This window comes from Rhizobium indigoferae (genome assembly GCF_034554815.1).
Lineage (GTDB): Bacteria > Pseudomonadota > Alphaproteobacteria > Rhizobiales > Rhizobiaceae > Rhizobium > Rhizobium leguminosarum.
Genome location: NZ_CP140635.1, coordinates 2,858,848 through 2,882,870, shown reverse-complemented (window position 1 = coordinate 2,882,870; position 24,023 = coordinate 2,858,848). Strand labels below are relative to the sequence as shown.

General features: G+C 60.6%; 16 protein-coding genes, 1 other RNA gene and 1 pseudogene. 11 read left to right on the top strand and 7 right to left on the bottom strand.

Annotated features, from left to right (window positions below; all coding sequences use genetic code 11):
- The first annotated feature begins 81 nt into the window (after positions 1–81).
- The 4 genes from U5G49_RS14580 to U5G49_RS14565 all read left to right on the top strand — a co-directional run bounded on the left by U5G49_RS14580 (position 82) and on the right by U5G49_RS14565 (position 6,754).
- Positions 82–1,293 carry an efflux RND transporter periplasmic adaptor subunit gene (locus U5G49_RS14580; RefSeq protein ID WP_193445498.1) on the top strand — a complete coding sequence of 404 codons (1,212 nt, stop codon included), beginning with the start codon at positions 82–84 and terminating at the stop codon, positions 1,291–1,293.
- On the top strand, positions 1,290–4,445 hold the full coding sequence (locus U5G49_RS14575) for an efflux RND transporter permease subunit (RefSeq protein ID WP_193445499.1): 3,156 nt from the start codon (positions 1,290–1,292) through the stop codon (positions 4,443–4,445). The genes U5G49_RS14580 and U5G49_RS14575 overlap by 4 nt, the downstream gene beginning before the upstream one ends.
- Before the next feature lie 371 nt (positions 4,446–4,816).
- Positions 4,817–5,815 carry a flagellin N-terminal helical domain-containing protein gene (locus U5G49_RS14570; protein ID WP_018242826.1) on the top strand — a complete coding sequence of 333 codons (999 nt, stop codon included), beginning with the start codon at positions 4,817–4,819 and terminating at the stop codon, positions 5,813–5,815.
- Positions 5,816–6,088: 273 nt separating this feature from the next.
- Positions 6,089–6,754 (top strand): OmpA family protein, encoded by a 666-nt coding sequence (locus U5G49_RS14565; protein ID WP_065276333.1) that lies wholly within the window; start codon positions 6,089–6,091, stop codon positions 6,752–6,754.
- A gap of 49 nt (positions 6,755–6,803) precedes the next feature.
- On the opposite strand, the gene U5G49_RS14560 is transcribed toward U5G49_RS14565, so the two are convergent.
- Positions 6,804–7,211, bottom strand: a complete 408-nt coding sequence (locus tag U5G49_RS14560; protein ID WP_193445500.1) for a DUF2000 family protein — start codon at positions 7,209–7,211, stop codon at positions 6,804–6,806.
- A 45-nt stretch (positions 7,212–7,256) separates the two neighbouring features.
- Between U5G49_RS14560 and U5G49_RS14555 the strand changes: the two genes are divergently transcribed.
- The gene (locus tag U5G49_RS14555; protein ID WP_193445501.1) at positions 7,257–8,171 is read left to right on the top strand and encodes an AraC family transcriptional regulator; all 915 of its coding nucleotides are present in this window, start codon (positions 7,257–7,259) and stop codon (positions 8,169–8,171) included.
- A 60-nt stretch (positions 8,172–8,231) separates the two neighbouring features.
- On the opposite strand, the gene U5G49_RS14550 is transcribed toward U5G49_RS14555, so the two are convergent.
- The gene (locus tag U5G49_RS14550; RefSeq protein WP_193445502.1) at positions 8,232–9,326 is read right to left on the bottom strand and encodes an AbrB family transcriptional regulator; all 1,095 of its coding nucleotides are present in this window, start codon (positions 9,324–9,326) and stop codon (positions 8,232–8,234) included.
- A 253-nt stretch (positions 9,327–9,579) separates the two neighbouring features.
- Positions 9,580–10,482: a LysR family transcriptional regulator gene (locus tag U5G49_RS14545; protein WP_028732818.1), complete on the bottom strand. Its 903-nt coding sequence runs from the start codon at positions 10,480–10,482 to the stop codon at positions 9,580–9,582.
- A gap of 92 nt (positions 10,483–10,574) precedes the next feature.
- On the opposite strand from U5G49_RS14545, the gene U5G49_RS14540 reads away from it, so the two are divergent.
- From U5G49_RS14540 to U5G49_RS14530, 3 genes are all read left to right on the top strand, one after another.
- Positions 10,575–11,609 (top strand): aldo/keto reductase, encoded by a 1,035-nt coding sequence (locus U5G49_RS14540; RefSeq protein WP_193445503.1) that lies wholly within the window; start codon positions 10,575–10,577, stop codon positions 11,607–11,609.
- A 162-nt stretch (positions 11,610–11,771) separates the two neighbouring features.
- Positions 11,772–13,184 (top strand): FAD-binding oxidoreductase, encoded by a 1,413-nt coding sequence (locus U5G49_RS14535; RefSeq protein WP_193445504.1) that lies wholly within the window; start codon positions 11,772–11,774, stop codon positions 13,182–13,184.
- Between the two features lie 202 nt (positions 13,185–13,386).
- Entirely contained in the window at positions 13,387–17,097 is a 3,711-nt protein-coding gene (locus U5G49_RS14530) for an AsmA family protein (protein ID WP_193445505.1), read from the top strand.
- Positions 17,098–17,202: 105 nt separating this feature from the next.
- Here the strand turns inward: U5G49_RS14530 and U5G49_RS14525 are convergent, their stop codons facing one another.
- The 4 genes from U5G49_RS14525 to ssrA all read right to left on the bottom strand — a co-directional run bounded on the left by U5G49_RS14525 (position 17,203) and on the right by ssrA (position 18,837).
- Positions 17,203–17,427: a ribbon-helix-helix domain-containing protein gene (locus U5G49_RS14525; protein ID WP_130717159.1), complete on the bottom strand. Its 225-nt coding sequence runs from the start codon at positions 17,425–17,427 to the stop codon at positions 17,203–17,205.
- Positions 17,428–17,586: 159 nt separating this feature from the next.
- Positions 17,587–17,781, bottom strand: a complete 195-nt coding sequence (locus tag U5G49_RS14520; RefSeq protein WP_065276327.1) for a DUF4169 family protein — start codon at positions 17,779–17,781, stop codon at positions 17,587–17,589.
- Between the two features lie 50 nt (positions 17,782–17,831).
- On the bottom strand, positions 17,832–18,347 hold the full coding sequence (locus tag U5G49_RS14515) for an SspB family protein (RefSeq protein WP_018446518.1): 516 nt from the start codon (positions 18,345–18,347) through the stop codon (positions 17,832–17,834).
- A 127-nt stretch (positions 18,348–18,474) separates the two neighbouring features.
- Positions 18,475–18,837, bottom strand: a transfer-messenger RNA (tmRNA) gene (gene ssrA, locus U5G49_RS14510).
- 111 nt (positions 18,838–18,948) lie between these two features.
- On the opposite strand from ssrA, the pseudogene U5G49_RS14505 reads away from it, so the two are divergent.
- From U5G49_RS14505 to U5G49_RS14495, 3 genes and pseudogenes are all read left to right on the top strand, one after another.
- Positions 18,949–19,476: pseudogene (locus U5G49_RS14505) on the top strand (thymidylate synthase); the annotation flags it as partial.
- Positions 19,477–19,615: 139 nt separating this feature from the next.
- A complete protein-coding gene (locus U5G49_RS14500) occupies positions 19,616–20,524 on the top strand; it encodes a thymidylate synthase (RefSeq protein ID WP_193445506.1) in 909 nt (302 codons plus the stop codon).
- A 478-nt stretch (positions 20,525–21,002) separates the two neighbouring features.
- Positions 21,003–24,020, top strand: a complete 3,018-nt coding sequence (locus U5G49_RS14495; RefSeq protein ID WP_193445507.1) for a hypothetical protein — start codon at positions 21,003–21,005, stop codon at positions 24,018–24,020.
- Positions 24,021–24,023: the final 3 nt, after the last annotated feature.

Sequence of the window (24,023 nt, the reverse complement as noted above, 5' to 3'; positions counted from 1 at the left end):
TCGCATCAGACGGGAATCTTGATCCCGCAGCGCCTCTTTCGACCGACCCTGGTCCAACCTCGAGTCCCTCTGGAGACGTGAATGGCCTTTTGGAAGCAGTTTATACTGTCGCTCATCGTCATTGTTGCCGGCTTTGCCGCGTGGGTTTTCTTTGTGCCCGGCGCCGGCGATACGATGCGCGGTGCAGGTATTCCAGACAGCATCGTTTCCAAGATCGCGCCGAAGGCTGAGGAGACGGCGGATGCCGACGCTCCCGCCCGGGCGCAGGGGCAGCAGCGCGGCGACGGACAAGGGCAGGGACAGAACCGCCGTAATGGCGGCGGGCGCAACAGCGCCATTCTCGTCGCGACGCAGGCTGTCGTCCAGGGCGTCGTCAACGACCGGCTGAACGCCATCGGCACGGGGGACGCGATCCGCTCGGTGGCGGTCACGCCGCAGGCATCGGGCACGATCCGCGAAATCCTCATCAAGTCTGGTGACAGGGTGAAGGCCGGGCAGGTGCTCGCCAAGCTCGACAGCGAGGAGCAGGTGATCGCCCGCGGCCAGGCTGATGTGGCGGTCAAGGCCGCCGTCGAGAAGTCCAATCTCTATCACAACATCAAGTCCAGCGTGTCGCGCATGGACGTCTTCGATTCCGAGATTGCCGAGCAGGGCGCGCGGCTGCAACTGCAGGCCGCCGAGCTCAATCTCGCACGGCGCAACATCACCGCGCCGATCGACGGCATCGTTGGCATCGTACCGGTTAATATCGGCGACAACGTCACGACGAGCATCCCGATCGTCACGCTCGACGACCGTTCGGAAATCCTCGTCGATTATTGGGTGCCGGAGCGTTTCGCCAATACTGTGTTGGTCGGTCAGCCGGTCGAGGCGATGTCGGTGGCGCGGCCGGGACAGGTCTTTTCCGGCGTGGTCGAAGCCGTCGACAACCGCATCGACGCGGCAAGCCGCACACTTCGCCTGCGCGCCAAGATCGACAATAGTTCGGATGAGTTGCGCGCCGGCATGTCCTTCAGCGTCAGCATGAAATTTGCCGGCGACAAATATCCGGCGGTCGATCCGGTCTCCGTGCAGTGGGATTCACAAGGGTCATTCGTCTGGCAGGTCAATGACGACAAGTCGCGCAAGGTGCGGGTCAGCATCGTACAGCGCAACCCGGATTTCGTTCTCGTCAAAGCTGAACTCAAGGACGGCGACAAGATCGTGACGCAGGGCCTGCAGCGTGTGCGTGAGGGCGGGGCTGTGCGTGTGAGCGCCGATGTCGCCGCGACCGCGGAGGTCGCCACCCAATGAGCGTGACCGAGATTCATCAGGACAGGGCCTCGGGCAAGCAGAGCTTCACCGCACTTTTCGTTCGCCGGCCGATCCTGGCGCTGGTGTTCAACACGCTGATGGTCGTCGCCGGCCTTGCCGCCTATGTCGGCGTCGAGGTGCGCGAACTGCCGGATGTTGACCGTCCCGTCGTCACCGTGCGCACCACCTTCGACGGCGCTTCGCCGCAGACGATCGACCAGGAGTTGACCAAGGTGATCGAGGGGGCGGTCGCGCGCGTCAGCGGCCTGAAGTCGATTTCGTCGACCTCTTCCTTCGGCCAGAGCCGGGTCACTCTGGAATTCTCGGATGCGATCGATCTCGCGGTCGCCGCCAACGACGTGCGCGACGCGATCGGCCGCATCACCCAGAACCTGCCCGACGAAGCGGACGCGCCGCAGATCGTCAAGGCGGATTCGGATTCCTCGGCGATCTTGCGACTTGCCGTCACCTCCACCAAGCTCAACATGGACGACCTGACGCAGCTCGTCGAAAACGAGGTGATCGATCGCCTCGCCTCCGTCGACGGCGTTGCCGACGTCGAGGAGTATGGCGACCAGGAGAAGGTCTTCCGCGTCGACGTCGACCAGGGCGCGCTCGCCAGCCGCGGGCTGACCATCGGCGACCTGACGAAGGCGCTCGACAATGCCGCACTCGACGTGCCGGCCGGATCGCTGAAGAGCAATACGCAGGATATCGTGGTGCGCGCCACCGCCAACCTGCAGACGCCGGCGGATTTTTCCAACGTGATCCTACAGGACCGCGTCCGGCTCGGCGACGTCGCGACGGTGATGCTCGGGCCGCGCGACGGCGAAACGGCGCTGCGCTCCAACGGCAAGCCGGGCATCGGCCTCGGCATCATCCGCCAGGCGCAGTCGAATACGCTGAACATCTCGACCGGCATCAAGGCGGCTGTCGACCAACTGTCGAAGACGCTGCCCGAGGGCACGACGATTGCCATCACCAGCGACGACGCCGTCTTCATCCAGGGCGCGATCCACGAGGTGGTGCTGGCGCTGGTGCTCGCCGCCGTCATCGTCACCGCCGTCATCTATCTCTTCCTGCGCGATTGGCGGGCGACGCTGATTCCGGCGGTCAGCATGCCGGTGGCGCTGATCGGCACGCTGGCGGCGATCTATATGGTCGGCTTCTCGATCAACATCCTGACGCTGCTCGCGATCGTGCTGGCGACCGGCCTCGTTGTCGACGATGCGATCGTCGTGCTCGAAAATATCGTGCGCCGGCGCGCCGAAGGCATGGGACCGCGCGCGGCCGCGGTGCTCGGCACGCGTGAGGTGTTCTTCGCCGTGATCGCCACGACGGCGACGTTGGCGGCGGTGTTCATTCCGCTCTCCTTCCTGCCGGGACAGGTCGGTGGACTCTTCCGCGAATTCGGCTTCGTGCTCGCCTTTTCGGTCGGGCTGTCGTCGATCGTGGCGCTGACGCTGTGTCCAATGCTTGCCTCGCGCATGCTGACGAAGCCGATGCTCGAAGATCACGGCGTGCTCGGCCGCTTCGGCGGGGCGCTTGCCAATCTCTACAAATGGGCTCTGCACGGCTGTCTCAACGCGCCCTTCGTCGTCATCCTGTTCTCGGTGATCTTTGCCGGTGCGGCACTCGTCGCCTTCTCGACGGTCAAGAGTGAGCTGACGCCCGAAGAGGACCGGTCGATGGTGATGATGCGGCTGACGACGCCGCAGGGATCGAGCCTCGAATATACACGAGATAAGATGCAGCTCGTCGAAGAATATCTGCAGCCGCTGGTCGACAGCGGCGACATTCGCAACGTCTTCTCGATTTCCGGCCAGGGCGGTTCGCTGAACAGCGGCTTCATGGTGCTGACGCTTGCCCCCTGGGGAGAGCGCCAGAGGACGCAGGCGGAGATCGTCGGCGATATCAACCAGGCGGCCTCAAGGGTGCCGGCTCTGCGCGGCAACGCCATCTCATCGAACAGCCTGCGCATCCGCGGCGCAGGCAGCGGCGTGCAGATGGCGCTGATCGGCAATGATCACGAGGCGCTGACGGCGGCGGCCGCCAAGCTGGTGCAGGCGCTCGAGGCCACTGGCCAATACGAGACGCCGCGCCTGACTAACGAGCCCAGCCAGGCGCAGGTGTCGGTGACAATCGACCGCGAGCGCGCCTCGGATCTCGGCATCGACATAACCGGACTTTCGACGGCAATCCAATCGCTGCTCGAAGGGCGCTCGGTGGTCGACGTCTTCGTCGACGGCGAATCCTATCCCGTTCTTCTGACCTCGACGACGCGGCCGATCGACGATCCGACCGACCTCGAGAACGTGTTCCTGAAGACCGGCGATGGAAAGATCGTGCCGATGTCGGTCATTGCCACGATGAAGGAAGGGTCGGTCGCGCCGCAGCTCAACCGCGAGCAGCAGCTCGCCTCCGTCGCGATCACCGCCGGCCTCAGGAACGGCATGTCGCTCGGCGATGCCGTCAGCCGAGTGACGGCTCTTGCCGAGCCGCTGCTGCCGCCAGGCTCTCGCTTGCTGCCGCTAGCGGAAGCGGCGACTCTCGAAGAGAATTCGAGCGGCATGGCGCTGACCTTCGGCTTCGCCATCGTCATCATCTTCCTGGTGCTGGCTGCGCAGTTCGAAAGCGTGCTGTCCTCGCTGATCATCATGTCGACGGTGCCGCTCGGTCTTGCCTGCGCCGTCTTCGCGCTTGTTATCACCGGCTCCAGCCTCAACATCTACAGCCAGATCGGCCTGGTGCTGCTGGTCGGCGTCATGGCGAAGAACGGCATCCTGATCGTCGAATTCGCCAATCAGCTCCGCGACCGGGGCGAGGATGTGCGGTCCTCGATCGAGAAGGCCTGCGCGCTACGCCTTCGCCCTGTGATGATGACGATGATCGCCACCATCCTCGGCGGCGTGCCGCTGGTCTTTGCCCATGGCGCGGGCGCCGAAGCGCGTGTTGCGCTCGGCTGGGTGATCGTCGGCGGTCTCGGTTTCGCGACGCTGGTGACGCTGTTCATCACGCCGGTCGCCTATCTGTTGCTTGCCCGCTTCGCCAAGCCACACGCCCATGAGGAGGCGCGCCTGCACGAAGAGATGTCGGTCGCCACGCGGCCGCGCGCTGCGCCCGACGACGAGCAGCTGCAGGCCGCCGAATAAGGCGTTCATCCGATTTCGAAGGCTGCCGGACTGCCGCGCAACCCTTTAAATTGGAACGGATTTAAGGATAAATTTTGCAGCAATTCAAAGTGCTACAGGTCCTTTGCGAGTCTGAAAAGACGCGGGGCGCTGTAATCCGGCGGCGCTTCTCATGGTGTATGAAACCTTGCGAAATAAGATAAATTACTTCTGAAGTTTAGTCGTTTGTTAAGCATAAACGGCAATGATTGTTATCAGTAACCGACTGGTCTTCTTCGTTTCTTGGAGGCCGCAACGCGCTGGAATTCCAGCGACCCCGGACATGAGAGTCCGCGCGGACGGTTCATTTCTTGTGCAGTTTGCGTCCTGTTGTGTTTTTGGAGTTTAGTTCCGTGAGTATTTACCAGCGCGTCTCGGTGGATGCGGCGCTTCATGTGCTGCGCGATATCAACCGCAATATGGCGGTCACGCAAAACCACATCACCACCGGCAAGCGCGTCGCGGAGGCCAGAGACAATTCCGTCTACTGGTCTGTCGCGACCACTGCGCGAACCGACAACAAGGCGATTTCAGCAATCCAGGATGCGCTCGGTATGGCGGCGGCGACCATGGGAACGGCCTATACCGGCGTTCAGAACGTCATCGATGTCGTCTCGGAGATCAAGGCCAAGCTGGTTGCCGCGACCGAAGATGGCATCGACAAGAACAAGGTCAACGAAGAGATCAAGCAGTTGCAGGAGCAGTTGCGCAGCGTCTCCGAGGCGGCGACTTTCAACAGCGACAACTGGGTGGTTCTCGACAACAACGCGACGCCGACGCAGCCGCGCCAGATCCCGGCCTCCTTCATCCGCAATGCCGACGGCACGATCTCGGTCGGCATGCTGAGCTACCATATCGACACGACGCCGACCGGGAGCACCTCCTCCAAGGACGCGCGCTACCTGATCGACGATCGCGCCACCGGTTCGGGCGAATACGGCGTGCTGACATCGGCCTATTTCGCCACCGAGCTCGGCGCCTCGCAGAATTATGTGCTGATGGAGAGCAAGAACGGCACGACCACGGGGCAGGTGGTGATTTCGCTCTCGGACGTCACCACGAAAGGACAGGTCAGCGAAATGATCAGTGTCGTCGATGCGGCACTGACGCAGCTGACGACAGTCGGTTCAGCCTTCGGCGCGTTGGAGAAGCGCATCAACCTGCAAAACGACTTCGCCACGAAACTCCACGACAACATCACCGCCGGCATCGGACGGCTTGTCGATGCGGACATGGAGGAAGAGTCCAGCAAGCTCAGGGCGCTGCAGACGCAGCAACAGCTCGGCCTGCAATCGCTGAATATCGCCAACGCGACCTACGATACGGTCAGGCAGTTGTTCCAGAATTTCTAAGAGTGCGGTCACCCCGCCATCCGCCCTCGTGGTTCGAGACGGCCTTTCGGCCTCATGACCATGAGGGCTGATTGTCGCGCTGGCCGCAGAGGCTATCGTTCTGCCATAACGTCGCGCAGGCGCACTACTCGCTAAAACTGGTGATATCTGCGCATTCCCGCAACATCGCTTCTGTTTCGGCGCCTGAAATTCCCCTATCAAGGGAACATCTTCATTTTCTTGCCGCAATCCTTGCCATTTGCTCGGATCAGTCGAACGGAGACCGTCCTGTCCATGATCAAGAAATTCGTACTTCTAGCTATTGCCGCAAGTTATCTCAGCGCCTGCACGACGACCGATCCCTATACCGGTGAACAGAAGGTTTCCAATACGGCCGGCGGCGCCGCGCTTGGTGCCCTCGGCGGTGCGCTCGTCGGCGTGGCCGTCGGCGGCGGCGGTCACGGCAAGCGCAATGCGGCGTTGATCGGCGCCGGCGTCGGCGCTCTCGCCGGCGGCGCGATCGGTAATTACATGGACCAGCAAGAATCCGAGCTTCGCGCCCAGCTCGAAGGCACCGGCATTTCGGTGACCCGCAACGGCGACAACATCATCCTCAACATGCCCTCGAACATCACCTTCGACGTCGACCAGGACGCGGTGAAGCCGGGCTTCTATCCGACGCTGAATTCGGTGGCGATCGTGCTGCGCAAGTTCAACCGCACGCTGATCGACGTCAACGGCCATACGGATTCGACCGGCAGCCTGCAGCACAATCAGGACCTGTCGCAGCGCCGCGCGCTGTCGGTTGCCGATTATCTCGGCGGCCAGGGCATCGACCAGCGCCGCGTCTCCGCCGTCGGTTTCGGCCCGTCCCAGCCGGTCGCCTCCAATGCGAGTGAGGCCGGCCGGGCGCAGAACCGCCGCGTCGAGATCCAGATCGCTCCGATCACGCAGAGCTGAACCGGATTTTCTGCCTTTGAAGCGGCCGGGCTTAGCCCGGCCGTTTTTGTTAATGCTGCATCGTCGCACCCTTGGTGATCTTGTCGACGATCTTCTTTTCGGCGCGCAGCGCGATGCCGACCACCTTCGCGTCTTCGGGAGCAAATTCGGCGAAGACGGCGCGATTGGCTGCGTCGTAGCCGGTCGCAAACATCTCCTCGATGAACAGCGAGCTGGCAATATCGCGATCCAGCGCGCGGCGGTGAACGGCTGACATCGTCGCCTCGTCGGCAGAGAGCACGATGATCGGCTGGATCGATAGCGGATTGTAGAGATTGCCGGCGCGGTCCCTATAGGCTTCGCCGATGATCTCCGGATGCCGGCCGGCGATGCCTGTCATCAGGAAGGCGGTGACGTTCAGCTTCTGCCAGCCGGCAAGATTGTTTCGCAGGACGACGGCAATTTTGGTATCAAACATCGGACGGTCTTTCACCTAACTACGGGTTATGGAGTATCGGGCGCGTTGAACCAGGATTTACATCCGCAGGTCTTCGAAGGTCTTGAACGTTTGTGCGCGGGACCGTCCGGCAACGCCATCCTGGCTGCGCCGGCCTTTCCCGGCATCGAGCGCATCGCGGCGCAGTTCTCAGGCAATGCCTTCGAGCCGCACCGACACGATACCTATGCGCTCGGCGTGACCCTGAAGGGGGTTCAGACCTTTCGCTATCGCGGCGAGCGGCGCTTCAGCCTGCCGGGGCAGGTGATCGTGCTGCATCCCGATGAGGAGCATGACGGCGGGGCGGGAACCGAGGACGGGCTGCAGTACCGCATGCTTTATCTGGAGCCGTCGCTGCTTCTTGAGTGCCTGGAAGCCGATGGCGTCGGCCTGCCTTTTGTCGATGAACCCGTTATCGGCGATCCCGCGCTGGCGGGCGTGCTGCTGGCAGCACTCGGCGAACTCGACCGCGAACTGGACGAGCTTTTCGTCGACGATTTCGTATCGCGGGTGACCGGCGGGCTGTCACGGCATGCGCGCATGCCGCGCCGGCCGCTCGGCGGTGTCGCCTGGCGGCAGGCGCAGGCGGCGCGAGATTATCTTGAGGCGCATGCGACCCGGGCAGTGCATTCCCTAGAGCTGGAAGCGGTAACGGGGCTCGACCGTTTCGCGCTGTCGCGGCATTTCCGGGCGGCCTTTGCCACCAGCCCTCATCGGTACCTTTTGATGCGGCGGCTGCAGCGGGCGCGGGCGATGATCGGCGCGGGCGAAGGGATTTCCGATGTGGCGGCGGCGACCGGCTTTGCCGATCAGAGCCATCTCAATCGCCATTTCAAGAAGGCATACGGCATGACGCCCGGCCAGTGGGCAGCGCTCGCGCATAACTCCGCGCCGCGCTCTAAAGCGCGTCGCGTCAATCCGGATTTATGCGACGCGCTTTAAGTCTTTGATTTATGCATGTCGTTATCCCAAAACCGCTGCGCACTTTTGGTGCGATATGCATCAAGCGGGATTTTCCGCAAGGCCGGAACGGCGCGCGATGAAACGGGCGAGCATCGGGCCGATCATCAGGATCACCAGGAAACGGCCGGTCTGCATCGCCATGACGAAGGGCACGTCGACATCGCTGGAGGCGGCGATAATAGCGACGGAATCGGCGCCGCCGGGGCTGGTAGCGAGATAGGCGGTCAGCGGATCTATGCCGGCGAAGACGTGAAGCGCCACCGCCATGCAGCCGCAGAGCGCCATCAGCAGCACGATGCAGGCCGATACCCTCGGCAGGGCGCGCGCCACGTGCTTGAGGATCGAGCGGGTGAAACGTAGGCCGATGCTCCAGCCGACGAGCGCATAGGCGATGGCGAGCAGCCACATCGGCAGCTCGATCTTCAGGAGGCCCGTGCCCTGCAGCAAGGCGCCGAGAAAGAGCGGCACGATGATCGTGCCGCCCTGGAGGCGCAGGCGCCAAACGCCATAGGCACAAAAGGCCGCAAAAGCCATCGTCGCTGCAAAGTCCGGCCAGTCGATCTCGGGAAAGAGGACAAGCGGCGGCGGCTCGGCGCCGTCGGCTGCCACCCACAGGCGCGAGATCACCGAGGCGCCGACGGCGACGAAGACGACGCGCAGATACTGCATGAAGGCGACGAGACGGCCATCGGCGCCATAGGCTTCCGACATGATGACCATGGCGGAGGCGCCGCCCGGCGAGGAGCCCCATACCGCCGTCGTTCCCGGCAGCACCTGCCAGCGCGTCAGCAGCCAGCCGAGGCCGGTGGCGATGGCGATGACCGAGAAGATGAACAGCAGGAAGAGCGGCGCGTCCTTCGCCATGGTGCCGAGAATGTCAGGGGTGATGGTGCGCGCCATCATCAGGCCGACGAGGACCTGGCCGAACTGCAGCGGCCAGAAGGGCACGCGAAGCTTTCCTTTGCCGACGGTCAGCGCCAGTGCGATTGCCGCGGCCATCGGTCCGATCAGCAGCGAGGCCGGCAGGGCGAAGAGCTCGAGGAAGACGACGAGAGCTGTGGAAAGCGCGAGCAGCAGCGCCCATTTCGGCAGGCCGGCATCCCGCAGCAGGCGGCTTGCGTCGCTGAGTGACATGATCCCCGTGTCTTTCCTGGCCGGCGCCAAGCCCTGAGGCTGAAGATGGGAGGGGCTCCGGCATGACGAAGAAAGGCCGGCTACAAGAGCCGGTTGGCGCGGGTCCGGTATAGGCGGGTGGAAGACGAGCGGTCAATTGCGAAATTTGGCTACTCGACGCCTTAAGATGCGAATTTGATTCACGTGGCAGCTCTAAGTCATTGTTTTTATGTATGCCGCCCTCCCAGGCCGCACGGTTTTGGGCGGGGTACCGTCACAAACGCACATGGCCGGCGAGAAAATCAAGCAGGGCGCGTACACGCGCCGGCAGTGGCCCGCCCTGGCCCATATAGAGGGCGTAGAACTCCTCGAGATCGCCGGGATTGGCCTCTTCGAGCACCGGCACCAGGCGCCCGGCATCGATATCGGCGCGCACGGTGAAGGCGGCAAGGCGGGCAAGGCCGGCTCCTGATAAAGCGAGGTGGCGCATGGCTTCGCCGTCTCCCACCTGCACGCCGGGGGTGATCGGGATCATCAGCGTTTCGCCGTCCTCGCGCAGCGGCCAGCCCTCTACGGCGCGGGCGTAGGAAAAGCCGATGCGGCAATGGCGGCGGAGATCGGCAGCCGAGCGCGGTTCGCCGTGGCGCGATAGATAATCCGGCGACGCGACGACGATCTTGCTGGTGGCGCCAAGCTTGCGGGCGATCAGGCTGGAATTCTTCAACGGGCCGGCGCGGATCGCGACATCGGCGCGTTCTTCCATCAAGTCGACTATCCTGTCGGTATGGGAAATATCCAGCGTCACGGCCGGATGAAGCGCCATGAAGGCAGGCACGAGCGGCGCCAGCACATGGTTGCCGAAGGAGCCGCTGGTGTTGATGCGGATGCGGCCCGAGGCCTGTTCGCCTGTCGAGGCCTGACGTTCGGCTTCGGCGATATCGGCAAGGATGGCGATGCTGCGCTCGTAGAAGGCGCAGCCTTCCGGCGTCAGTTGCAGCCTGCGGGTCGAACGGTTGACGAGGCGGGCGCCGAGGCGTGTCTCCAGTCGGGCGACGAGCTTGCTCACAGCCGACGGCGTCATGCGCCGGGCGGTAGCGGCGGCGGAAAAACCGCCACGTTCGACGACGCTGACGAAGACTTCCATTTCGCCGGAGCGATTGATGTCCTGACGACTCATGATGAATTCAAGTCACAAATGATTTGCTTTTAGGCAATCTATATCATCGAGAGACCAAGGTCTATCTCATAGGAAATACAGGAGACAGATCCATGGACTACAGAAATCTTGGCGCCTCCGGCCTCAGAGTGCCGGTCTTGAGCTTCGGCGCGGGCACATTCGGCGGCAGTGGTCCCCTGTTCGGCGCTTGGGGCAATACCGATGCGGAAGAGGCGCGGCGGCTCGTCGACATCTGCCTTGAAGCGGGTGTCAATCTCTTCGACACAGCCGACGTCTATTCGGCCGGCGCCTCCGAAGAGGTGCTCGGCCAGGCGATCCGCGGCCGGCGCGACGCTGTGCTGATTTCGACGAAGACGGCACTGCCGATGGGCGAGGGGCCGCAGGACTGGGGAACGTCGCGGGCGCGGCTGATCCGCGCGACCGAGGATGCGCTGCGCCGGCTCGGGACCGACTATATCGACCTCTTGCAGCTTCACGCCTTCGATGGCTCGACGCCGGTCGAGGAGGTGCTGTCGACGCTCGACGGGCTCGTCGCCGCAGGCAAGATCCGCTATGTCGGCGTTTCCAATTTTGCCGGCTGGGAACTGATGAAGTCGCTCGCCGCCGCCGAGCGCCACGGCTATCCGCGTTATGTCGCCCATCAGGTCTATTATTCGCTGGCAGGGCGCGATTACGAATGGGAGCTGATGCCGCTTGGCGCCGACCAGGGTGTGGGAGCCCTCGTCTGGAGCCCGCTTGCCTGGGGACGGTTGACCGGCAAGATCCGCCGCGGCCAGCCGCTGCCCAAGGCAAGCCGGCTGCACGAGACGGCGCAATACGGCCCGCCTGTCGACGACGAGAAGCTATTCGACATCGTCGAGGTGCTGGACGCGATCGCATTAGAAACCGGCCGGACGGTGCCGCAGATCGCCATCAACTGGCTGCTTAACCGGCCGACGGTATCGAGCGTCATCATTGGCGCCCGCAACGAGGAACAGCTCCGGCAGAACCTCGACGCGGTCGGCTGGAGCCTGTCGAGGGAGCAGATCGAAAGGCTCGACGCCATAAGCACTGTCACGGCGCCCTATCCCTATTTTCCCTATCGCAGGCAGGAGGGTTTTGGGCGGCTCAATCCGCCGATTGTCTGAGGTGCGGGGACTGCGGACTTGGCTATAGCGACCGGCCTATAACAAAGTAGGAATGAAATCTTCTGCCAATCTTAACTGGACAGCCGCTTTGACTTGCCGCATACCCAGCCTGACCTGCGGAACACGATATGGTTTCTGCGGAATGGCAGGGAGATCAAAGGGATGGCGCTGAAGGACGCGAAGGCGGGCACACGCAACGAGGCCGGAATTGCCGCGGTGCTTGGTATTCTCAAGCAGAGCTTCGGCGAGCGTTTCCAGACCGGCCAGTCCTTCCGCGAACAACATGCCCATACGACCACTTACATCCCGCCGCAGCTGCCGGACGGTGTGCTCTTCGCCGAGAGCGCGGAGGACGTGAAGATGGCGGTCAGGGCGTGTGCGACTGACAAGGTGCCGGTGATCGGCTTCGGTGTCGGCACCTCGCTGGAGGGCCAGGTCAATGCCGCCAATGGCGGTATTTCGATCGATTTCAGCCGCATGAACCGGGTGCTCGAGGTCAATCCGGAAGATCTCGACTGTACCGTCGAGCCGGGTGTGACACGCGAGGCGCTGAACATCCACCTGCGCGATACCGGCCTGTTCTTCCCGATCGATCCCGGCGCCAACGCCTCGATCGGCGGGATGGCCTCGACGCGGGCCTCCGGCACCAATGCCGTGCGCTACGGAACTATGAAGGACAATGTGCTTGCCGTCACCGCGGTCACCGCCAATGGCGAGGAGATCCGCACGGCCCGGCGCGCCCGCAAATCTTCCGCCGGCTACGACCTGACGCGGCTTTTCGTCGGCGCCGAGGGCACGCTCGGCATCCTGACCTCGGTAACGCTGCGCTTGCAGGCGATTCCGCAGAAGATCGCCGGAGGGGCCTGTGCCTTTCCGAGCATCAAGGCCGCTTGTGATGCCGTCATCATGACGATCCAGATGGGCATTCCGGTGGCGCGCATCGAGCTGCTCGACACGGTACAGATGCGGGCCTGCAACGCCTATTCCAAGCTCTCCTATGCCGAAAGCCCGACACTGTTCCTCGAATTTCACGGCACCGACGAGACGGTGCCGTTGCAATCGGCAGCCTTTGCCGAGATCGCGGCGGAATGCGGCGGCGGCGAATTCCTGTGGACGGCCAATGCCGAGGAACGGACGAAGCTCTGGAAGGCGCGCCACGACGCCTATTGGGCCGCAAGGGCGCTGGCGCCTGGGCTTGCCGCACTTTCGACCGATGTTTGTGTTCCGATATCGAGGCTCGCCGATTGTGTTTCCGAAACGCAGGCGGATATCGAGGAGCACGGGCTGTTGGGGCCGATTGTCGGCCATGCCGGCGACGGGAACTTCCATGTGCTGCTGTTGTTCGACGATAAAAGTGCCGAAGACATCGCCGGGGCTGAGAGCTTCGTGCAGCGGCTCAACCAGCGAGCGCTCGACCTGGACGGGACATGCACCGGCGAACACGGGATCGGGCAAGGCAAGATGGCGTTTCTGGAACAGGAGCTCGGCGGCGCGGTGGATCTGATGCGACAGGTGAAACAGGCGCTCGATCCAGACGATATCTTCAATCCCGGCAAGATTTTCCACCATGGCTGAAAACGGAATATTCTCATGAACTTGGGCCTTGCCCCCGGCATGAATAGCGCTAGAACAGAATGATGTTGGGCAAGCTCAACCTGAAATCTGAATCCTGTTCTCAAATAAAGAGTTAGAGCATGATGTCGTCCGAAAACCGCTCACACTTTTCGGCATCATGCTCTAGTGTCGGCAACAGAATCCCGAATGGAGACGCTTTGCATTGGTAGGCCGGTTCCTCGTCTTTCTGGGGGGAGTGATCGTCGTAGTGCTGTTTGTGGCGCTGCTTGCGCCGCTGTTCATCGACTGGACAGATTTCCGCAAGAATTTCGAGGATCAGGCAAGCCGCATTATCGGTAAGAAAGTCACCGTCTACGGCACGGTGGATGCGCGCCTGCTGCCGTTTCCATCGGTGACGCTGCATGATGTGCGCGTCGGCCAGGAAGCGGACGGCACGCCGATCGTCAAGGTCGAGCAGTTCTCCATGGATGCGGAGCTCGCACCTTTCCTGTCCGGCGAAGCGCTGATCTTCGACATGCGCATCGTCAATCCGAAGGTGCGCTTGAGACTGCTCAAGGACGGCACGCTCGACTGGATGCGCGGCAGCCGCGCGGAAATACCGGCAAGGACCGTCGTTCTCGAAAACGTGCATGTCAGCGGCGGCGAGGTCGAATTCATCGACGACCAGTCGGGCCGCTCGCGTCGCATCACCGGACTCAATGCGGAAATGTCGGCAAAGTCGCTGGCCGGCCCCTGGCGCATCGAGGGCGACGCTGCGCTTGACGGCGAGCACGGCGGCTTCTCGATCTCGAGCAGCCAGCCGGACGACAAGGGCGTGCTGCGCATGCGCACGAGGCTTTCGCCGGACAAGCACCCTGTCAGCGTCGATCTCGACGGCGAGCTGAAGCTCGTCGACAGCAAGCCGAATTATCAGGGCCAGCTTTCGGCGGCGATCGAGATCCGCAACAGCGCCAAGCCCGCCAACAAAAAAGAGCAGCCGCCGCGCGTCAAGGGCCGCTTCGAGCTCACCAATGAACGCATCCGCATTCCCGAATACCGGATGGAGATCGGCCCGACCGACGATCCCTATGTCATAACCGGCGAGGCGACGCTCGATACCGGCAATGCACCGGAATTCCTGCTGACCGCCGACGGGCAACAGATCGACGTCAACCGTATCGGCAATCAGGGCACTGCGGGCAAGACGACGCGCGATGCGGCTGTTTCGGCGCGCCAACGGCTGAATTCGCTGATCGATATCGTCGGGCAGGTGCCGATCCCGCAGGTGCCGGGCAAGGCGAGCGTCAAGCTGCCGGCGATCGTCGCCGGTGATACGACGTTGCGTGACGTGCAGTTGGAGCTCGAGCCGGCCGGCACCGGCTGGATGATCGACAGCGCCACCGGCACGCTGCCGGGGCGCACGCAGGTGGAAGGCAAGGGCAAGCTCCTGCTTCAGGGTGAGGCCTCGTTCAACGGCCAGATCGTGGTGGCTTCCAGCCAGCCGACCGGGCTTGCCTCCTGGCTTGCCGGCTCGGTCGATCCGGCCATCCGGCAACTGCGGCGGGCGGGCTTTTCCGCCAATGTCAGCCTGACGCATGAATTGCAGCGTTTCGAAAATCTCGAGATTGCCATCGGACCGGCGACGCTGAAGGGCCGGCTGGAGCGCCAGGCGATTTCCGGCCAGACGCCGACGCTGTCGGTGGCGCTAAACGGCGATACGCTCGATCTCGACGCGCTGCAGGCGCTGAGCGGGCTCATGACCGGCCAGGATGCCGGCGACAACGTGCTCGACCACAAGATCGCCGCCCAGCTTAAGGCCGACAAGTTCACCGCCTTCGGCGTCAGTGCCGACAATGTCGAGACCACCTTTACGATCGCCGATGGCGCGCTTGCCGTCGACCGGCTGTCGATCAAGGATATCGCAGGCGCCGAGCTGACGGCGACGGGAAGAGCGGAAGGCTCATTGCTCGACTACAAGGGCGCGGGTGAAATCACCTTTAAATCGGCCGATCCCGGCGGCTTCTTTACCATGCTGCGCGAGCACCTGCCGCATCACCCGGTGCTCGACCGGCTGGTGCGCAATGCCGGGTGGTACGGCAATACGGCGCTTCGCGGCGCGCTGACGCTCGGCGGCGACGAGGGCAACGCGCTGACGGTGACACTTGCCGGTGTCTCGAACGGCAGCCGCGTCAATCTCGACTACCGCATGTCCGACCTCTTGGCGCTGACCGGCAATGGCACGACGAGCCTTGAGGCAACGCTCGAAAACGCGGTGCCGTCCATCCTGTTCGGCCAGGCCGGGCTCGACCCGCTGCCGGTCGATGTCGGGGCCAATGGCCGCCTGACGCTGAAGGTGAAGGCATCGGGCAATGATCCCGCCGATGCGGCCCTGAGCTTTGCGACCGACCGGACCTCGTTCACCGCCAACGGCAAGGTCGATGTTCGGCCGGAGACCTTCATGAACGGCCAGATCGGGCTTTCGCTGGACAGTGCCGATATCGACCCCTATCTCATCATGAACGGCATCGCCCTGCCGCAGACCGGAACCGGGTTGCCGCTCGGCCTGCAGGTCAATGCCGCCGTCGACAGCGACAAGATCGTCTTTTCGGATCTCAAGGGGCATGCGGCCGATAACGAATTTTCAGGTGCGCTGACCTTCGACCGGAAGGCTGCGAAGACGACCGCGAGCGGTGGGCTGACACTCACCAAGGCCGATGCCGGCTGGCTCGGCGAGGCGGTGTTCGGCCAGATCGTCGATCCCGCCAACGGTCAGCTGACGACGGCGCCGCTGGGGCTGCCCATCTTCAAGGATCTCGACGTCAACGTGAAGCTGATGGCCAAGCAGTTCTGGCCGGGCCTGCCGGATACGGCGGTGTCGGACTTCACCAGCAACGTCGCCTACAAGGGCGACGAGTTGCAGCTCAACGACATGGCCGGCAACTGGGACGGTGGAAAGCTTTCCGGCAACCTGCTCTTCACCAATGCCAACGGCACCGGCTTCCTGCAGACGAAGCTTGCGCTTGCCGATTCCGATCTTTCCGGCGTCGTCTGGCTGCGCGACGGCGCGCCGATCGCCAACGGCAAGTTCGGATTGTCGCTGTCGATGGAGGCCTCGGGCAAGACGATCGGCGAAATTGCCAGCTCGCTCAATGGTTCGGGCGAACTGAGGCTTGGCGATACCAGCATACGCGGGCTGAATCTTGCCATCCTTCCGCCGCTGCTTGCCGCGACCGATACGATGCAGGAGCAGATCAATGCCGGCAAGGTGCATCCGATCATCGAAACGCTGCTCAGCAACGGCGAGGCGAAGCTGCCGCCGCTCGGCGTCCCCTTCAACATCACCGACGGGACGCTGAGGGTGCAGAATGTCACCGTCGCCAACGATCTCGCCCGCATCACCGCCGATGCGCAGATCGCGCTGCCGGAAGAGCGGGTCAGCGCGACGCTGGGTGTCGGGTTCAATCCGGGCACCGAAGCGCTTTCTGGTGCGGAGCCGGCGCTCAGGCTGAATTTTTCCGGCATGCTGCCATCACCCGGCAAGACGATGGATGTGACCGATATCACCAGCTATCTGTCGCTGCGCGCTTTCGAGCGCGAGCGCCGGCGGGTCGAACGGCTGCAGGCGATCGTGCTCGAAAAACAACGGCTGCGCCGCGAGGTGGCGCTCTATCGGTTCAACGACGCCGAGCGCATCAAGGCGGCCGAGATCGAGCAACAACGGCAGGCGGAGGAAGAGCGGCTGCGTGCACTGGCGCAGCAAGCAGCCGCTGTGAAGGCTGCTGCCGAGGCAGAGGCTGCACGCGCGGCGGAGGCCAAAGCGAAGGCGGATGCGCAAGCGAGGGCTGCCGCCGAGGCGGAAGCGGCACGGCGCAGCGGGCAAGCACAGCCGGGTCCGCTCAATTTTGACCAGTTGCCGGGCGTTCAGGCGCAGTGAGATTGCATAGAATTTAATTCATGCAAGGCGTATCAGATTTTTGTTTTCATTGATTTTTCGCCAAAAATTGCCCCACGGTTTTGTGCAGCGTGCATCAGGCCCGGGTCACGGCTGGCGGTCGCCCCCAGCCTTCAGCCAGGAAAGCACATGCAAGCGCAGCGCCGAGGACAGGTTGCTGTCCGGCGGGCGGTGGTCGTCGATTTCGGAGATCAGAGAGGCGAGCGGTATCGAACGGCCCGCGGCAATCATCTTCAGCTCGGCCCAGAACTCATCTTCAAGCGAAAAACTGGTGCGATGGCCGTGCAATGTCGCCGAATGCTTGCGGATCATGGAGCGCCTTCACATCCCGGTTAGAGCGCTGAGCGTCCGCGAGGACGCGCTCAGGACGTTTTGTCAAATCATGCGTGGGTTGGCAGATCGATTCAAGGAAACCGCGCAAGTGGCTGATCGCAGAATCCATTCCAGCTTTTCAAGCTTTGCGTGAAACCCTCACGCGCCGTCGTCATCAGTCTCGATCCGGCCGTCGCGATGGGTCTTGTCGGCCTTGTCGTTCAGGCTGCGGGTCAGTTGCTTTTCGGCCTTGGCGCGGCCGAAGGAAATACGGTTCTGTTCGGCCTGCTTCTCCTTTTCGGAGCGAGCCTGCTTCTTGCGGAACTGGCGCAGATTGATGATTTCGGCGCTCATGCGTTTGCCTGAATTCCCTATGAAAAAGGGAGGCTTGGCCTCCCTTCAAATCACTGTTTCTTGCGGAAGGAGTCGAGTGAGACGACGGAGCCCGGTTTCTTCTCTTCGCCATCGACGGGTTTTGCGCCCGCAGCGTCATCCGACTTTCCAGCCGCATCCACCGGATAGGCGGTGATTTCACCGGACGGCAATTCCTCGCCATCGGCGAGAGGCACGTCGAATTCGAGCTCGAAGTTGACGGAGGGATCGTAGAAGCCGCGGATCGCATTGAATGGGATGACCAGCTTTTCCGGAACGTCGGAGAAGGAAAGGCCGATCTCAAAATGCGTTTCGGTGATCTTCATGTCCCAGAACTGGTGCTGGATGACGATGGTCATCTGCTCGGGGTATTTCGACTTCAGATGCTGGGAGATGCGCACCCCGGTCGCGCCCGTGAGGAAGGTGATGAAGAAGTGATGATCACCGGGCAGGCGGCCCGTGGCTGCGACTTCCGCCAATACCTTGCGGATGACGCCGCGAAGTGCATCCTGTGCCAGAATGTCGTAGCGGATATGATCCTGCCCCATGCTTTTCCTGTCTTTCGTCGGTTCGGAGTCTTTTCACAAGGTTGTATGCCACGTCCGGGCGCCTTGGGAAAGACCGGAGCCGAGTCACGTTTTTAAGCAGCATACATGATTTCGGCGGCAGGGAGAAGGTGAAGGCTTCTGTTGCCAGGTGCCTTCGGACCCCGCCTAGAGGTGCGAACCACTAGGACTTTGATTGAAGTGTCACACCGCGATTAAGCAGCGAGACGAGCTTCCGCATAGTTGTCGTTTGCAACTACAATTTTAGCCCGATAACGGCGGTACAATGCCGAGCAAAAAGACGATCTTTACACCCTTGTCGATCCTGTTTCGCCCCCATCAAAAGCCGGCCTTCGAGACCGCCGGTTTTTGGTGGAGGCGCCGGGTACCGCCCCCGGGTCCAATAGGTTTATTACACCGCTCATTTATCGCCATAGCCGGCCCGAAAGCCGGCATGGGTGATATAGTGGTTTCCTCAGCCCAAGGAAAGGGCAAACGTCATAAAAGCGTTATGCGACCTATCAGAAACATTGGGAAAATGCCCGGCGGTGATTGGTTTCCCGGTTCTGAAGGCTTAAATTAGCCGAAACGGAATCAGCGCGACATGAAGCAGTATCTCGATCTCTTGAATCATGTGATGGAAAAGGGCTCCGACCGGGGCGACCGCACCGGCACCGGCACACGCTCAGTCTTCGGCTACCAGATGCGCTTTGACCTGGAAGAGGGCTTCCCCGTCCTCACCACGAAGAAGCTGCATCTGCGCTCGATCATCCACGAGCTTCTCTGGTTCCTGAAGGGCGAGACGAATATCCGCTATCTTAAGGAGAACGGCGTTTCGATCTGGGACGAATGGGCCGATGAAAACGGCGATCTCGGGCCTGTTTACGGCGCCCAGTGGCGCTCCTGGCCAGCGCCCGACGGCGGCCATATCGACCAGATCGCCAACCTCGTCAAAGGTATCGTCAACAATCCGAATTCGCGCCGCCACATCGTCTCGGCCTGGAATCCGGCGGAAGTGGACGAAATGGCGCTGCCGCCCTGCCATTGCCTGTTCCAATTCTATGTGGCTGATGGCAAGCTTTCCTGCCAGCTCTACCAGCGCTCGGCCGATATCTTCCTCGGCGTGAATTTTGTTCCCGGAGTGTCAGTCGGTATCACGCATACAGTACATTGAAATCTTTCACAGAAATCGGAAACCGCTCAGGATAGCGGTATCATTGCAGTTCGTGAGCGGACTGAAGCAACGCTAACAGCATTTGTTTGGGATACCCATGGCCCGTCACCCCGAGACTCAATATCTTGATCTACTCGAGCGTGTGCTCCACACTGGAGACAAGCGGATCGATCGGACGGGCGTGGGCACCTTCAGTTCTCTCGGTGCGATGATGCGCTTTGATCTATCGGATGGTGATTTTCCCGTTTTCACGACCAAGCGTGTCTACTGGAAGCTTGCAGTGAAGGAGATGATCTGGTTCCTGACAGGCGATACTAATATCCGGCCTCTGCTCGCCGAGGGCGTTAGAATATGGAGTGACTGGCCCCTCGCCACGTACCGCAGGCAGACCGGTGAGCAGATTTCGCAGCAAGCGTTTGAAAGTCGCATACTGAACGACGAGAGTTTCGCCCGTAAGTGGGGCGATCTGGGACCTGTCTACGGAAAACAGTGGCGGGCATGGGTCGCGGCTGACGGCCGAACCTACGACCAAGTTGCCACTCTTATCAACGACCTCCGGACGAACCCGTCCAGCAGGCGTCTAATTTTTCATGCATGGAATGTCGGCGAGCTGTCGAGCATGGCTCTCGCGCCGTGCCACATGGTCTATCAATTTCACGTCTCTGGAATTGGTTCTCAGCCAAGGCTGAACCTTATGGTCTTCCAGAGATCGTGTGACCTCTTTCTGGGATTGCCATTCAACATTTGCCAGCAGGCGGCGCTTGTACACATGATCGCGCAGCAGGTGGGAATGCCAGCCGGAGAACTCGTTTGGTCCGGTGGCGACGTGCACATTTATTCCAATCACGTTGAGCAGGTGACGGAACAAATGGCGCGCGAACCGAGGCCCTTCCCTAAGCTAACCTTATTGAGAAGGGCGGCGGACATAAACGACTTCAAGATCGGCGACTTTCAGGTTTCCGGATATGATCCGCACGCCCCAATAGCTGGTGATGTGGCCGTCTAATTTTGATCCTGAAGTTTGACACGCGTTGCGTGAAACTGGCTTTGCCTTGGCTTTGTGAAGCGCAGGAAGTTGGCCTGTGCCCGCCGTAAATAAAGACGGCAAGGTCTATAATTTGCATTTCCAGGCTAAATTAAAGATTTAAAGTAAAAAATGTAGATAGATAAATAAAGACGATAATATCTGTGTCGCACTCCGACGTTTTTGTGCGGAGTGTTCATCCGAAAAGGCTATTGTTCTATCAACCTCAGTGTTGATGCTCCGGCCTGATTGCGTCGATATTTTTAGTTAACTGTAAATTAACTAATTTGCTTTTGAATCTTCGCCGTGAGAGGAGAGCGGCGATGGACGAATTGCATCGATATCTGGAGCATCATCCCATCTATCGTGCCGCGGGGCGAAGGAATTGCCCACGCATTACCTTGCAAATACACGGCACACTCAACGGTCCTGACATTCCCCGCGGTAGTAGAGGCGGACAATGATGCCGCCCAAGTTCAACGAGGGGTCAGCGCGCGCAGCCCTCTATCATTTCCTCGAACAGCGCCTAGCTTCGAGATCGCTGCCATTTACCGACCACGGTTTTATCAATCAACGAACGGTGGCTACTCAGATAGGTCTTTCGCAGTCTTACGTCTCAAGAAGTAGGGATATCGTCCGCTACTTTGAGGAGAAGGCGAACAACGGTTATCTTGAAGACCGGCTGGCCGCGCTAGGGGCGTTTATAGAACGAGGTTTCCGCAACAGGACGTTGCATTATTCTCAAGGGCGGCTTGATCGGCAACAGGCCTTCGAAGCAATTTCTGTCGGACGTAAGGCCAAGATCGCACCCAGTATCGAGAATTCGCTCGTTGAATACGATCGCCGCGCTTTCGATCTAGGTTACGATCCAAGCCCTGACTTGCCGCCCGTCTACATTCCGCCTGGCTCACAACGCGAGCGCATCTATCTCACTATACAAGAGTGTATTGCGAACGATGAGCCGATTTGGAAGCATAGCTGCGTGCTCAAAGTTGCGATTGCGAAAAAGATGGGCATCGACCAGGCCAATCTCACGCTTCACCCCGAAATTTTCGAGTACTTCAACGCGAAGTACGGCAATCGAGATGTCAATGAGGACGTTTTGGACAGACAGGTGGAAGCTGCGATCAGAGCATCGATCGATCAGCGGCTTGTCGATGTAGTATCGGGCAAGCTTGAACATAGAAGCTTGATCCGCGACGCTATCCCCGAGGCGTTCTCCACCGCCGAAAGACGGGGAAGAATGCAAGCGCTTTTCGAGCGATTTGATCGCGAAGCGATCGATGCCGGGTACATATGCGTTCGTAAGGAGAAATCGCTCCGAGAGCTTGCCGAGCTGCTCAGTACAGGCCGCTTCACCCACGAACTCTATGGTACCGCGAACCTTGTAAAGTTACGCGAGGCGCTTGGAATACCCCGGCTGTTCAAGGAAGCTGAGGACCTAATAGAGGCCTTTGAGAAGGGCAACGCTACACGGTTGGCCTCGGATTCGTATGTTGCCGCTATCGACGGACGGTTCTTTTCTTTCGCAGAGTTGGATCTCTTAGGCTATTCGGCGGAGTACGTCGAGCGCATGGCAAAAGCCTTTCGCCAATCGTATTCGGAGCTGGACGGCTCCAATGCCGGGCGAATGCATCTTGTCTTGCTAGAGTTAATGAGATGGGCGAAGGGACAGGGGGGCATAATTGCCACCATCGTGGATCGTCTTAACGTTCGTGGTTCCGTCACCGATGTGGACTGGGTTTATGTGCTAATACAGTTCCGCGACAGCCTGGAGGAACAAAGCCGCCCGCGGGTCGTCAGAACCATCAACAACCTTAATCGCAAACTAAGTGTCCATGGGCTATTTCCTTGGCTGCCCGCGGGAATAGCTGAGGGGCGATCGAGGAAGCCTCTTGGAACGATCAAATCTTTCGCTGAAGTCGCGCCAAGGTCGGCAGATGATCACGAGAAGACGGTCGACGGCTTTATTGAGTTTATCGAAAAGCTTACGAACGCTAACAATCTCTCCCTTTTCGCTGAATGCGATCGCCTCGACTCGCGAAACTTTTTCAACGCCCTAAGACAGGATTTCCTGATCAACGGAAAAGAGGGGCCTTTAGAGGTCATCGCGGCGACCCGTACATTGATTGAGAAACGACAAACCCTGTTGAACACGCGCTTCAAACATCTGATCGAGGAGGGGGTGGGGCGATTGATAGAAGGGGATGATCTTGCCTCAGAGGGGGCGGACCCTTCCCTATATTGGGACGCAATCTCCGAAAAATCGCTGAGCCAATCGCAGCGAAGTCGGATATTCCGAGAGTATTTTCCACATCCCGATACGAATGACAGATGCGCTCTCAAGAATTGCCTGCGATTGATCCGAGACAGGTTCAGGCGGAAAGCTCCTCTTGCTGACGAGGATGGCTACTGGTTCTTCAAAAACCGCTACCAAGAGATTGCGACCTCAAGCGAAATCCAGAGCTATCTGCTTCCAAGTAACGATCTGATGCACGCGTGCGCATCCGTTTATTTTCAGGCATCGGGCGTCAATCTTCCAGTTGGCAGGGGATTGCTAGAGAAGTGCTATCAGCAATCTCAGGACAAGAACTATCGAAGGGTAGTTGGGTTCAAAACTCGGGCAAAGGGAAAGCCCATTATATACTATTTTGAAATGCGCTCCGACGAGTGTTCGGCACTGGAAGTCGCATTGAAATGGGGAAAGTACCTCAGAGATATAGCCCCTCCGGCCTACAAGGATCTGATGTTTCTTCAGAGGGTTGGCCCGAGAATTCAGCCCATTAATCAATACGGCCTGCGAACATTCTTCAAGAAGCAGCGGCAGACGATTGCCGAACTTCGCGATATTCCGCTCACGCCGCAAATGTGGCGACCCAGCCTACTTTTGATGTGCGCGATCGACAACGGCGGCAAACTCGGCACCGCTCTAGCCTTGGCTCAGCATACCGAAAACGTGAGCCTAAGTTACTACGATCGGCTCCCATTACGTCTGATGGCCGAGATCCAGTCGAGACACTTCAAAGAGTTACTTGAGGCGTGCACGATCCATGCAATCCCCGGCGGAGCCGCGTTCATCAGCTTGGACACAAACCTGATTGAAGCTAGGCTAGCGGAGGCGATCGATGTCGGTATCGGCATTACATGCGCCGATCCATATGCTCGGTCCAGCGAGACGCAATTGATGTGCGAAACGCTCGACTGCTTCCGCTGCAAGCAAATGAGAATCATGATCGAAGCCGAGTCCCTCTCGTGGCTTATCATTTGGCGAAGCTCGCTCGAGCAGGCAGAGGGGGACTGGACCCGTGATCACCCGGAGCGCTGGGAGGAGGAGTTCGTACCATTCTTGGCGTTGGTGGAAGTGGTCGAGGAACTCATGTCACCGGCGATGTTTTTGCCGGTCTGGCGGGAGGCTGAAGAAATCGCTGACCAAAGACTTAATGACCCTGACTTCCGCCCTTATCAGCCATGGAATTGACGC